This is a genomic window from Sphingobacterium sp. UBA7038 (genome assembly GCF_002494055.1).
In the GTDB taxonomy this organism is placed as follows: Bacteria; Bacteroidota; Bacteroidia; order Sphingobacteriales; family Sphingobacteriaceae; genus Sphingobacterium; species Sphingobacterium multivorum.
This window is the reverse complement of the sequence record NZ_DLAV01000005.1, coordinates 153,743-167,703: the sequence shown is the minus strand read 5'-3', so window position 1 is coordinate 167,703 and position 13,961 is coordinate 153,743. Positions and strand designations below refer to the sequence as shown.

At 35.7% G+C, this 13,961-nt stretch carries 10 protein-coding genes and 1 tRNA gene; 1 reads left to right on the top strand and 10 read right to left on the bottom strand.

The window, feature by feature from the left end:
- Positions 1-187: 187 nt before the first annotated feature.
- The 7 genes from B3H30_RS01825 to B3H30_RS01795 all read right to left on the bottom strand — a co-directional run bounded on the left by B3H30_RS01825 (position 188) and on the right by B3H30_RS01795 (position 9,650).
- Positions 188-2,173: a DUF3732 domain-containing protein gene (locus B3H30_RS01825; RefSeq protein WP_286833074.1), complete on the bottom strand. Its 1,986-nt coding sequence runs from the start codon at positions 2,171-2,173 to the stop codon at positions 188-190.
- Positions 2,173-2,670, bottom strand: a complete 498-nt coding sequence (locus B3H30_RS01820) for a three component ABC system middle component (RefSeq protein ID WP_286833071.1) — start codon at positions 2,668-2,670, stop codon at positions 2,173-2,175. Before B3H30_RS01820 ends, B3H30_RS01825 begins: the two co-directional genes overlap by 1 nt.
- Positions 2,667-3,884 carry an ABC-three component system protein gene (locus B3H30_RS01815; protein WP_286833070.1) on the bottom strand — a complete coding sequence of 406 codons (1,218 nt, stop codon included), beginning with the start codon at positions 3,882-3,884 and terminating at the stop codon, positions 2,667-2,669. Before B3H30_RS01815 ends, B3H30_RS01820 begins: the two co-directional genes overlap by 4 nt.
- A 334-nt stretch (positions 3,885-4,218) precedes the next feature.
- A complete protein-coding gene (locus tag B3H30_RS01810) occupies positions 4,219-5,970 on the bottom strand; it encodes an ATP-dependent helicase (protein ID WP_286833069.1) in 1,752 nt (583 codons plus the stop codon).
- A complete protein-coding gene (locus B3H30_RS01805; RefSeq protein ID WP_286833068.1) occupies positions 5,967-7,862 on the bottom strand; it encodes an ATP-dependent nuclease in 1,896 nt (631 codons plus the stop codon). The genes B3H30_RS01810 and B3H30_RS01805 overlap by 4 nt, the downstream gene beginning before the upstream one ends.
- A gap of 13 nt (positions 7,863-7,875) precedes the next feature.
- Positions 7,876-8,799, bottom strand: coding sequence for an abortive infection family protein (locus B3H30_RS01800; protein WP_286833067.1), 924 nt, complete (start codon positions 8,797-8,799; stop codon positions 7,876-7,878).
- Between the two features lie 23 nt (positions 8,800-8,822).
- A complete protein-coding gene (locus tag B3H30_RS01795; protein WP_286833066.1) occupies positions 8,823-9,650 on the bottom strand; it encodes an endonuclease in 828 nt (275 codons plus the stop codon).
- A gap of 426 nt (positions 9,651-10,076) precedes the next feature.
- On the opposite strand from B3H30_RS01795, the gene B3H30_RS01790 reads away from it, so the two are divergent.
- The gene (locus tag B3H30_RS01790) at positions 10,077-10,694 is read left to right on the top strand and encodes a hypothetical protein (protein WP_286833065.1); all 618 of its coding nucleotides are present in this window, start codon (positions 10,077-10,079) and stop codon (positions 10,692-10,694) included.
- Between the two features lie 89 nt (positions 10,695-10,783).
- On the opposite strand, the gene B3H30_RS01785 is transcribed toward B3H30_RS01790, so the two are convergent.
- From B3H30_RS01785 to purD, 3 genes are all read right to left on the bottom strand, one after another.
- Positions 10,784-12,094 carry a site-specific integrase gene (locus tag B3H30_RS01785; protein WP_286833064.1) on the bottom strand — a complete coding sequence of 437 codons (1,311 nt, stop codon included), beginning with the start codon at positions 12,092-12,094 and terminating at the stop codon, positions 10,784-10,786.
- A gap of 312 nt (positions 12,095-12,406) precedes the next feature.
- Positions 12,407-12,478: transfer RNA gene (locus tag B3H30_RS01780), tRNA-Glu, on the bottom strand.
- Positions 12,479-12,567: 89 nt separating this feature from the next.
- Entirely contained in the window at positions 12,568-13,842 is a 1,275-nt protein-coding gene (purD, locus tag B3H30_RS01775; RefSeq protein WP_286833062.1) for a phosphoribosylamine--glycine ligase, read from the bottom strand.
- Between the last annotated feature and the right edge of the window lie 119 nt (positions 13,843-13,961).

The window sequence follows — 13,961 nt, the reverse complement described above, 5'->3', positions numbered from 1 at the left end:
AAACACTTTTGCAACGGTCTTAGTTAGGATCAATACCGTTAACCAATATAAAAATTAATTTTAAAGAACAGAAGCTGCTTATCATAAATATCATTTTACATTTGATAGTATTCGTTACTGCACTCTATAATTCGAAAAATGAATATGTAATAGCCGGACCATGAATAATACGCCTACTTTTGTTAATTTAGTCAAACCAAGAATTTGGAATTAATGCCCTGTCATCTTCATCTGATTCATCATCTCTCCATCGTTTAACCTTTATAATATTTTCGAAACCAGTCCAAGCATATTCACCAACATGTTCAAGAATTATTATTTGCAACTGGTTTTTTGTCCGTTTCACAGCCTCATTTAAAACCTCAAAAATTCGTCTTACCCGAGTAACATCTTCACTTTTTTCACTGATTTCAATATCGGTTTCAGGGAAATAAACTTGAGTTGGTTGGTCAAAGAAAACAAAATTTGGAGCCGGATGTTTCGTTCTACCAAGAAAGAATTCATGAAAAGCTAATATAGTCGAAATATGATATGCCATGAAATTAGACCCTGATCCTATTTCATAAAGAGCATCGGCTCTACCGGACTCTGAGACGAAAGTAAGTGTTAAATCTTTTTCGTTAAACTGGATTAACTCTGCGTGGTTTTCAGCCTTAAATTTCTCTGCATAAAAAGAGATCGCATCAGTTATTATTTTCTTAGATTTTTTTACTTTATTGTCAATAATGTCCTGATTAATCTGCTTGTTAATAGCCAATTTTCTAGCTTCTAATTTTTTAATTTCGTCTTGAGCAGAGGTATCTTTGGTATAAGATTCATAATTACTCAATTCTGTTTCAATCATACCACCAAAACGATAAATGGAATTTATCGTATTTAATCGTTTGTTATCCTCATCACCACTCCGCTTTAGTACGCTGAGCTCTTGTCTAGCCTCATTTAGCCTTGTTAAAAGCATTCTGATCTGACTAGATACTTTTCTCTGTTCACCCTTGAGGACAGTTACATTATCGTTTAATTGGGTTCCTTTTGAAATTATTTCATTATTTGTTTTAATTAATTTTGCAATATATTTTTTGCCATTATTAGTTTTAGATAAACAAAAAGGGCATTCCTCTTCATGTTTTGAAAGCAATTGATTAAACCAGCTGCTCGTTTTTAATCTACCATGCTGTTGCAATAAATCATCACGATAATTGCTGTTCCCCTCAATTAATCTATTTAGTAATTCCTGTCTGTGTTTAAGGTTTTGAATATCATATGCTATATTCAATTCAAGGGAAGTAAGCTCTGAAATCCTATTGGAAGTAATTGCGACCGAATCTACAGATACCTGAAATGATGTAAGAGAGTTCAACTCTTCAGGAACCTTCTTCAACTTATTAATATAATCTAATGTCCCCCAATTTTCTTCAGGATAACCGTCATCTTTCAACAACCCAAATTCTTTCGCTTGATTAAAATATCCTCTTAGTTGTCCGATCCATCTATTAATGCTTCTAGTTTTTTTATCAATCTCTTTATTAAGGTCATTTAAATCGCGATCTATTTGCTTTAATTCTTCTTTCAATTCCAAGTACGTATTGTCTACAGCTTGTAATACATAGTTGAAGATACTAATTAGTTTCTGACGTTGAGCCATTTGATCTGTCCGATAGAACAGACTTGATTGATTGGCAATAATATATTGGGGCTGAAAAAGAAAGGAAACGAAATCTCGAAAACTAGGGTGTGATTCAAAACCAATTTTTGAACCCTCTTCTGCAAAGTTTAATCCACTTAATCCGGCTAAATTATTTAAACGTGTTTTAACCTCATTTACATTACAATTTCCTAAAATTGCATTGGGAACTATAAGATTGGTCCCTTCTTTCATAAACATATCTCCAGAGGCGATCAATTCTCCCGGTTCTTTACGCGCTATAATTAATTCCTGATTATTAGCCAAAGTAATATGCAGACCGAACCATTCAGTGTAATTGCGTATTTTTCGAGTAGGGATTCGACATTTAGAACTACCTAAACAATAATCAACAATTGCTATCAATGTAGATTTCCCCTTTTCACTCCCACCAGTGATTACATTCACTTTATCAAGCGCAAATTCGATTGTCCGAATGGATTTTTCAGGATTTTTAGGGATTAGAAAGATTGATTTTATTCTAAATTCCATCAGAATTTAAGGTTAAAGTAAAGTAATATTTCCGATTCGTTAAAGAGACCAAACCATGCACCAATTCTTCGTGAGGCATTGATAATATCCATATATTCGCTATTCTTCATCATATTTTCTTTGATTTTAGAAGGAAGTGACTTAATTGTTGAAGTGATAAGCGATCGATCCCTATCATAAGAGATAAGTCCAACAACAGAGCCCAAATATATCGACTCTAAAGTTAAATTAGCCATGCTTTCCATCCGATCTTGCAAACCTGAGAATAAGTCTTTATTCTCTTCTAAAGCGCGTAATAAACTTCCTGTTTTGAAATTACGCTCTTTAATTCCGTTGACAACCCGCCTGTTAAGACAGAGAGGCAAAACAGGCATTGTCAACAATAAAGTTGGGAAGGCTTTCTCCTTATTAGTCTGTTGAAAGTTTTTTGAGAACTCCCATATCGCATGTGCTCCTAAAACCTTGTTTTGGAAAATATCAAACTCATTCAGTATCATTTTTTTTCTGGCTTTTCTTTTAGAACTTCCCACTCCGGGTGCCATCCAAGTCTAACTTGGTCAGCCAAGAAATGGTAGGATCCTTTATGTGTATACCCTTGTTCCGGTTCATAGTTATTTAATTTCCCTTTATATAACAATGAGCTATAATAAACCTCGTATCCAACTTGGATAAGTTCGTCTGCCTTAGCAAACCTAAATTTTGGCCGGGAAATCGAGGTCCAATGGTTTATTAAATCTTCAAAATACAAATCGAACTTCTTTTTTGAGATTTCACCATCCTGAGCAAATCGACTACGTTCTGATGCTGCCCTTACAAAATCATGGATCGCCTCAATAACTTCATTTTCGGAACATCCTATCTTTTTTAATTGTTCTACGTACAGCTTTCCGCGATTTCTCGCTATTTCCGCCGGTTCTACTGGTAGTGAGTCCACAGTTCGTTCAAAAAAGGATTTTCTCTTAAACTCCGTAAGTAGTTGCGTATACTGTTGATTAAATGCTCTAACACTTATCCATCCCGGTTCACGGTTTCTCCAACTCATTATTAGCGAATCAGAAACAAAACCGAATAACCCCTGATATATATAATCAAAGGGAATATCTTCGGATATGCTTAAATTATTTCTAATCGCAGTTTTTATATCTTTTGTAATGTGGCTATAATTGTTATCTAGTACTGTAATCTTGTCTATAATTTTAATTAAAAGATCGGTTGGGCAATCTATAACCACTTGCCCATAGGGCTTCACTGTTTTTGGCAATTTAGACGCAATATCCTTGAGCTCTACTGCCAATTTAGAAATACTTTCATTTTTGCTTTTAACATTATTTTCATTGGCAAGCATTTCATTTTTTATTCTAATAGCCAGTCGGCTTTTGGGTAAACTCTTATTGGTTAAAAGAGAAAATATAGAATGTTCAATATTTATTTTTTTAGCAGTAACAGCCTCAATCCAAATACTTAATGTTTTCCATAAATCTACACTTCGATCAGAATAGGGGATTCTGGAAGTTTGACTGTGCTTTGCCTGTTCATAGATATTTTTGATATCTTCACCATTGATTAACTTAACAGTGATATCATCATCAACCTCGACTCCAACATAAGCGTCCAAGTCGGAAGAACTTAACCACATCATTGCCCTTTCAATTTGATACAAAAATCCCAGGATGCTACCATCAGCACTATGAAGATTACTGGTATTATTCATGAGGTTATCAATAGATTAATAAATATAAGCCAACAATACTTTGTTAAATTTAATGATATTTGTTAAGAAAAGAATATTTCATATTAAGATCGTGAATAACAATCTATGATTCAAAAAGATCGATTCAAGTTAGTAAACCTAATAAGAGATTAATACGCGCGGAAGTAGATTGTTTTTATGTCATATCGTATTAGATTGGGAGAGCTTACGGATCTGGTTATTATGGCAATATGTGAAAATATTCTATGATTCATGAAAGAGATTTTAAATGTAGTTTAATGCAAAAACTCGCTAGTCGACTGCTAAAACTGTCTTCTAATTCATTCTACACACTTCAATCATTACTTTGAAGTATTACAATATTTTCCCCGAATTTTGTTTTCAATTCGTTATCTGTATACGTTATCGGCACACCCAAGCATAATAATTTTCGTGGTCTAGATATACCTACATAGATTAATCTTTGTTTTTCCGTAGGCATATTTTCAGGTTTAATGAAATAATCTAATGATATGTTTTGACCTGCATTGTTTTCACTCAAAATGAGTAGAACAGAGTCAAATGTCATTCCTTTTACCTGATGTATAGTTGTTATTGGTAGATTACTTTCGGTAGTGGCTTTTTTGAAGTATTGACTAACAGGATTATTAAGATTCTTTATATCAAAGCTTTTGGAAGATCTTGTCCGAATACCGAATTTGGGACAATCTATCAAAGCAAGAGCGTTTTTAAGGTAGTTTTCAGTTTCAGATGTCCACTGTTTTATTGGTAAATCAAAAGACGGTATAGTCCGAACTAGGTTAAACAACTGTGCATGCAATGCATGATTAGATTGTGCTTCATCTTCCTTTTCCTTTAATGCTTGATAATCTAAGTCAGGATTCATCAACCCAATAAATAACCTCTTAACTTTACGAATAGCCTCCTTGGTTTCATTTGACTCCAAATGAATTTTAGCTTCAATCAATTTATATGGTAAGTCATGACTCCAAGGTTCAAACGAGGCATGTTTTCCTAATAAAGAATTCCGTAAAGTATTTCCTCTAACCAAAACCCGATTATCGACAAAAGAATGATCTAAACATAGCTTTTCATAAATTGGTATAATTGAGCCTGGAGATCCAATGGGATATTTCAAAATATGCAGGAATAGATCGGTTTCAGTATTATTGGGAGAAGTTATTGGTTGTTCATCATTCCTTCTCAATGGGCTAAATACGTTTACTATTCTTTGAGTGGACCGCCTATTTTCCGTAAGACGCATTCCATTCCAATTTTCTTTATCGTCAAACTTATTTAGGAATAGCTCCGGACTTGCATTTCTCCATTGGTATAAACATTGATACGGGTCACCGACTAGATCCAAATGTTGTAACCCTCCCTTGATTAATTCATCTAGAATTGCATGTTGGATTTCTGATGTATCCTGAGCTTCATCTATTATCAAATAGGGAAATCTTGCAACTAAATATTTTGATATTCTTGGAAATTTACGCAGTATTTGTAATGCCAAAAAAGCAGAATCTGAGGTCTTCAATAACAACGCTTTATATTGCCCTCCCTTTATTGCTTTTCCATATTTAACGAAGTCGGCATCACCACTTTTATCGTGTCCGTCCCAAACGATGCTTCCATTAATATCAAAATCAATTTTGCTTGGTTCAAAACGATATATGAGATTTTTATACGCTTTTATATATTGCCAGTTATTCCGAAATAATCGGTCAATATAACTAACGTCATCAACTATTCTAAACCGCTTATCCCCGCCCAGCAATTTATGGATAAATGGAAGGGTAATATACATATTTACGAAACTGTCAATGGTTGAAATAGTATGGGGGTAACTAAGTGGAAAATCGCTTGTTTCTCTGAATTTTTCCGCGATTTCATTCTTTGCTACATTTGTAAAAGATAAGCAGGCAATACCACCTGAATTACCATAAATAGTCCCCCAATCCTTAGCCACCCGAATCAACTTATGTGCAATCGTCGAAGTCTTTCCACTCCCAGGACAGGCGTTCAACACTATCTTTCCTGATGTTTCAATATAAGCTTGTTGCTCTATGGTAGAAATATAGTTCATTTCAATGTTTGATTTACCAAATGACAAATTGCCCTATTAATATACTGTGGCACTACAAAATTTTCCTTAGCATTTTGTAAGTTATCCATTAAATAAATTGAAAAATCTTGCGCAAATTCCGCTTTGGCAGGCAATGCCTTCCATGTCAATAGACATAAAGCGTAAAGCTGTTCGTCAGTTAATTCATCGCCAACAATTCCATTCAAATATTCTGTAATCTTAGACATCTTTTTCTTTAAACCCGGATGCTGCATTAAAAATCGCCAGAGTGAATTCTCCGCATTACTTTCTTTAGAATTTCTTAGATTTTCTTTGATTAAAACAAATTCGAATGTTTTAAATGCCGTTTCTAATTTTATTACCTCTGGAACTTCTTTGATCAGGGCCGCAATGTTGCTTATTCTTGTTACAGGAGAAGCCCCTTCAATTTTTTCTTTCAACTCTTTAACCGTATCCAGTTCTGCTATCAAATTACTAAATGAATATTTTGAGTCTTTTGATTGGACAAATCTATCATCGTCTGTTATTATAGATAGCGGTATAGAAAGTGATTTTTGAGCATCAATTGAATTAAACAGATAGATAAATGGATAAAAAGAAGTGCCATCAGCATTAACCAATTCAATCTTATAATCTTCTAATTTATAGTCGAGTATTTTAGCAAAAGCAGGAATTAATAATTCTTCTGAAATGCCCTCCACAAATAGTACTCCTTTAGAAAAAAATAACTGTGATTTTGTAACATCAATATATCGTTCCAACTGTTTTTTCCTTGCTTTCGGATCATCCTGAAAAGTATCTTCATCATCCTCTATTATCTCATTGGGTTTTCTACCATCAAAACAATTGGAAATGTTAATTGCTGTACTATTCTGATTCATTAATATCAAATTATCAATAGGAACTTTTGATGTAAGCGTTGGTGAATGGCTTGTGATAAATAGCTGCGAATTCTCTTTTCCATTCGTTTCCTTTAAGAATTCAAACAGACTAAGTTGTAATTGGGGGTGCAAGTGCGCTTCAGGCTCTTCAATCAATAAAGCAAAGTGAGAAATAGTATCATCTTCCAACTGATGATTAATATCACCCAAAACCGTTGCTATATATATGAGATTATTAAAGCCCAGACTGTTTTGTTTTAAGTTGAATCCCTCTCCTTCAAGCGTTTCTTTATTATGAGGTAAGAATGGCTTGATGATATTGACGATGTATTCTGCTTTTGAATCTTCAATTCTTAATCCTATTTGATTCTCAATTGATTGTTTATAGATTGCTGCCAGATTGGAATTTATGGATTGCTTTGAATCAATTACCTCTTTTAATTTCAGTAATTCATTGTTGGCATTCTTCATAAGTGTTTCATAAGATGACTGACTTTGGTTTTTCTCTACTTGTCGGCTTATAAGATTTCCTAAAGTATTACCTCTGTTTGTCAACAAGTCCCTGGTACTATCTCGCAATGCACCCAAATAATAGTGCAGGAAAAGTTGAAATGTTTCACTATCTGCTTTCTGGCCTTCAACTTCACCAGTAGAGTAACTGAACACTATCTTTTGGTTGTCCTTTCTATAGGATAGGGTGATTCTGGCAAAATCATTTATCTCATTTTCTGAAAGCACTAAATACTCATAAAAGGCTCCTCTTTGTTCGGAACTAAGGTTCTTAAAATCATAACTGATCTTTATTATATCAGAACCTAAATGAAAGTCCTCGGTTGTTACATATAATTCCCGCTGTTGTTGTCCAAGATTATACAACAAACGTATTGCGTCTATTAACGCTGTTTTATGGCTCCCATTCTCGCCTATAATTACATTTATATCTTTTTGAAAATCAACGGTTAGAGCTTTGATTCCTTTGTAATTTTCAATAGAAATTGATGCCAAATACATAATCAACCATTTTTTAATACTCAACGATTTCTGTTTCGCCGTTTGTTGCTAAATATATGATAGCTATTTCAGCAACAACACCTATGAATAACTTAGCATATTTGCTTTCCAATCCTTTAAAATCCGCATCCTTACCATGTCCAGTACCATAGCTGTTCCTGAGTTCAGTTACTCCATGAACTATTGTTGCTATTCCTCCTAAAATTTGCTTTATAGAACTTTCAGCAGCATCAGGATTTTTAACATCCTTTGGTTTGAAATCAAGACTATTCGTGGTATGCCTTAATAGTTGTTGAAGTGTCCAACCTTTATCGGCTTCAACACCCTTGTGTTTTAAAATAGACTTACAAATAGTTTCCAGTAGTTCTTTACCGGTGCCAATTGCAACATCAGTATCACTAATGATTGCTTTATTCATTTGGTTTATCTTTTTGTTTACGTATTCCGTATTCAAATACTTTTTGATGTCTGTTGCTTTGGCTGCTAATTGAACCTGACCATTGTTTTCGGCAGTCCAGCCAAAAATAGGTTTGCCAGAAATTTCATCAATTTGATAAAATTGATATCCGTCCTTTTGTAAATATCCATTGTAAATCTCAACAATTCTATCCGTTGTACCATCTTCAGGTCTTACATTAGGATGTAGTGTTTCGGTTAAAAACCTTAAATAACTTTCATCATCACAATGCATTAGATTAAACCGACTATCTGTGAATACCCAATCAGGTTGCCAATCCCCAGGATTCATATCTGCATGTTGACGAATGTCCTTGTAAGCCGTATTATATTCTGATCGATAATCTGTCGAAGGCATTGAATTGAGATCATAAAGGCGGTTAAGGAAGTCCGCCTCATTCATTCTTCCGTGATACCATAATTTTTCAACCGTTAACCTATCGGCTATATGTCGTCTCGTAACTGTGGTTATTTTGTTCATATTTAGTCACTCCATTTATATTATTATACTTCGACACCTTTAACAAAATCCTCAAATGTCGAATAATTTTTCAATCCATTGGCTTTCCTATATCGACCAAATTTAGTTTTATCAATTCTCCCTTGTAAATAAACTGCTAGATCTTCAAATTGATTAACCGGAATATATTTAATACCTGATGCTTTATACCGGTTCATAAGGCTTTTATTATGACTCGCCCAATTGAACTTTTCTCCTCTATCTTCTTCATCCAACTGTAATTGCTTCCAATCCCCATATCGGCGACTTAGACGGGTTATATAGTTATACTTAAATAAATCCTTTCCTAAAGCTCCATCTGGCAATTCAACATCCGGTTTTTTAGGTTGTTTGGGCAGTTTCGGGACAAATTTTGGAAAGTATTTCTTGATAATTGAAAGATGTTGCTCTGCATATTTTGAAAGTGTGTCCCATCCCCAATAATAGATTATATAAGGAGTATCGAGTGCTTTCTGCAATGTTGCTGCGTGCTCCTGGATAACAGCATCATCCCTATAAGTGCTTACTAAATAAAATCTTTTAATGTTCAGCTTCAAGCCTGCCGATTGCCTCACATCATCCTCCATATCAGTTATTAACTGTTTTCTGATAGCTGTATCTTGTTTACGCAAATCTTTTAGCTTGCATTGGATAACCGTACCTGTTTTGGGTGAAAATATATCAATCCCTTTTTGGCTCTGTCCTGTCACTCCAAACTGCTGATATTCTGTATTTTCATAAGAATCTGTACTCTCAATTTCATTAAATAGGTCACATACAAATTCTTCAAACTTCTTTTCATTTTTTAAAGGGGGGAGTTGATAGTTGGCCATTAGTAATATTAAATCTTTATTAGGATAAATATACAGGTTTTACCTCATCATTTTCAAAAGATAATTCTCCGCCAAAAGATTAAAGTATAAGACCTAACAAATGATGTACACTATTCCTAGCCTATCCTTTTCTTAATGTAAAAAAGGAAAATGAATCCTTAGGAGGCTATACTAATCTGAATCTCCAAATTTTCCGATCTTGAATAGTTCTCGTCTAAGCATTATCATTTCCCTAAAATAATTGTTTTTATTACCAATTACAAAAGCATCAATTTCGTACTCTTTCATGGTTTCAGACTATTTGGTTATGTATTAATGGCTATCTGTTCTGACCGTTATCCTAATCGCAGTCTGGTACTTACCCCTCATAGATTATGAACTCCGATTTAAATTATTTATTTTAGCTATTCAAACCGCAATTAGGCCATGAAGAGAAACCAATTGATCCTTTTATTCATTTTTCCCCTAATGTTTGCTTCCTGCGAAAAGGAAAATTCTGAACAGGACATGACTGACAGCCTGAAAGGAAAATGGAAGTTAAAAAGTTATGAAACAACCCTTTCTACCGATGATAATAATGGGAACAGTAATGTTCGGACAGATAATCTCCCTTACGAATATCTGAGTTTTGACGGGCGTGATAGTGCTTCACTTCGGTTAACGGCACCGTATTTTATCGGTTCAAGTAGTGCCGGAGACGGCGGAGAATGGAATCCCCCGGGCGCAGATGTAATTATTATAGATGGGAGCATCCAGACTGGAGAACCTATTTATTACCGCAAATATTATTATCAGCTCGCAGGAAACCGTCTCTTGCTCAAGGAAACCAGGACTTTTGACCCATCCGCATGGGTAGAGAAATGGGGAAGCCCTGCGACAGGAATTGTCGATTCACTCGCAGATTATTACCCAAAGCTCAGGACGGATATAGATTGGTGGGATGTATCTCTTGATGGAAATTCAATAAAATTACAGCAGGAAATCAGCTATGGCGGCAAGGATAGCTTTCGTTCAAAAGTAATAATGCTCTTTTCAAGAGAATAGAAAAGGACGGCTATTTCTCTGCTTAGGAAGGATAACATATTTTTTATTTAATGTGGAAGCGATACACGATGTATCGCTTCCTTTTGTTATTATGCGATATTTCTTCCGATATGGTCTGTCCTTATAAAAGTAAATGCCTGAGGGGTACATAGCTCAGCTATTTTACCTTGATTTGCAGGGACCGGCTTATTCTCGATCTTTCTTTCCAGTCTTTCCATGTCCACCGCAACCCTATTATCCAAAAGTTTCGCATAATGCTGCGTAGTTTTGATGTCCGTATGTCCAAGCATCTTGGAAACAGTTTCAATAGGCACACTATTTGCCAATGTAACAGAAGTCGCGAACGTATGGCGTGACTTGTGGAAGGTCAGTTCTTTGGTGATCTCGCACAGATCAGCGATTTCCTTTAGATAGCTGTTCATTTTTTGATTACTCAAGACAGGAAGTACCATATCTTTTGACACACATGGTGGGTAGTCACGGTACCGTTCAATGATTTCAAGAGCCTTTGGAAGCAGTGGAATATTGGATGATGTTTCAGTTTTCTCCCTACTGGTAAAGATCCAGAGCTTTCCATCCACTCCCTCAGCAATGTCTGTCCATTTTAATTTCTTTACATCGGCATAAGACAGACCGGTATAGCAACAGAAGACAAAAATATCACGCACATGCGCTAGACGTGGTATTTTGAATTCCTTTTCTTCTATCCTCCGAAGTTCCGCATCTGTCAGAAATTCCCTCTCTTTTGCTTTGGCCTTGATCTTATAAAAGGCAAAGGGATCGTCCGTTATCCATCTGTGCGCGATACAGATCTTAATGATCTTACGAAGGTGCTTCATGTATTTTGCAGCAGATACAGCTGAACAGCCCATCGTGGCACGCAGAAAGAATTCATATCCTGTGACAAAAGCATGGTCAATCTTTCTCGTGTCAATATCCTGCGACCTGTATTCTTTTTCAAGGTATCCACAAATATGTAATAAAGAAGTCTTATAACCTTTAAGTGTATTGAGCTTGAATCCATTGCCGAGCAATGCTTCCATATGCATATTATGTTCTCTAAAAACATCCAGGAATTGCTTTCGCTTGATATCCTTTCCCTGATACCTCAGTTTGATGGATTCCGCTGTAATTTCCTCTGCAGAAGCGGTCATAGCGGTATGGATTGTGCTTATTCTGCTGACGAGGGCATCAAGATAGCTATTAAGGGTCTTGATAGCTTCTGTTGTGCCTTTCATACGGTTAGCTTTAGAGTTCCATTTCGACGGATCACATTCTCGCCCTGTGGAGACTTCTTTTGGGATACCATCTACGGTAATCCGCATGTAGATCGGTTTGGGACCGCTAACATAATTTTTTGGTTTCTTCAGATAGAAGAGCAAGGAATAATTTGTACTCATGACAACATCATTTAAGTGAAACAAACCCTTTCCCGGCTTTCGGGAAAGGCTCTGCATCGCCATTGAAAAAACAATGAAAGCAGATGCAAATGTAGCCTTGCAACTAAAACGGATCAAGATGTTTAATTTTTGAACGTATTGAAAATCAAATAATTAAACAACTATCAGTGAGTAAGTATACTGGAGAAAATGACTCACTGAAAGACTCACTTTTTTATTGGGAATTCATGTAAGTTTTGTAGATACTGAAAAACAAAAAAGCCTGCAAACGTTTAATTTGCAAGCTTTTGTATGTTTTGACTTTAAGATGTGTAGCCCGTAGGGGAATCGAACCCCTGTTTCAAGAATGAAAATCTTGCGTCCTAACCCCTAGACGAACGGGCCTTTTAATGCAACTCCAATAACATTGTTGTTTTTGGAGTTGCAAATATAGACCTTAAAATCAGTATTCCAAAAATAATTTTAAATATTTTTTAAATAAGGTCGAAACCGATATCTCTTCTGAAGTATTTACCTTCAAAATATATCCTTCCGGCATCTGCAGTTGCCTGCTGAAGGGCTTCGAACAGCGAATCTTGCAATGTGGTAACAGCAATTACACGTCCACCTGCAGTAACAATCTTACCATCTACTTCTTTCGTACCTGCTTGAAATACGATGGATTCTTTGACATTTTCAATATTGGCGATCTCTTTTCCCGACTCATAATCTCCAGGATAACCTCCCGCAACCAACATGACAGTTACGGCAGTTTTAGGAGATACTGTATAGGAACGTTGCTCCAGATTACCCTGTGCAACACCTTCCAGCAAATCTAACAGATCCGATTCAATACGCGGCAATACAGATTCAGTCTCTGGATCTCCCATACGAACATTATACTCGATGACATAAGGTTCTCCTTCTACATTCATCAGACCGATAAAAATAAATCCTTTATATGGAATGCCATCTTTTTTAAGTCCTTCAACTGTTGGTCGGATAATACGCTCTTCTACTTTATTCAAAAATGTCTCATCTGCAAAAGGAACCGGAGATATCGATCCCATACCTCCCGTGTTTAGGCCTGTATCGCCTTCTCCAATACGTTTATAATCTTTTGCAGAAGGAAGTACTTTATATGAATTACCATCTGTCAAAACAAAAACAGACAATTCAATTCCTTTTAAAAATTCTTCAACAACCACAACCCGGCTAGCTTCTCCGAATTTTGAGTCTGCGATCATCGCTTTTAGCTCCGCTTTGGCATCTTCCAGCGTCTCACAGATCAATACTCCTTTGCCTGCAGCTAAACCATCAGCCTTAAGCACAATCGGCAATTTTTGCGTTTCAAGGTAAGCCAATCCATCTTCCAATGATGTTGCATCAAACGATCTTGAAGCGGCAGTAGGTACGCCATGGCGATCCATAAACTGCTTTGAAAAATCTTTTGAGCCCTCCAATTGAGCGCCCTCTTGCTGCGGCCCTACTACCGGGATATTTTTTAAATCTTCCCGATTTAAAAAATAATCATGAATACCTTTTACCAAAGGCTCTTCGGGACCGACGAGCACCATTTGCACATTATTCTCCAAAACGAAGGAAGCAATAGCAGCAAAGTCGGTAACTTTAATATTTACATTCTGACCATACGCACCTGTTCCAGCATTTCCCGGAGCAATAAACAATTGATCTAAACGTGGACTTTTCGACAACTTATAGGCGAAGGCAGATTCACGACCTCCTGAACCGATTATTAGGATATTCATAACACAAAGATATTTTTTTTATGCTAATTTTAAGGTATCAGATCGTTTAAAATGAGACTAATATTTTGATTTATAAATTGATTAAAGGAAAAATATTTTCTAATTTTCATAAAACATTA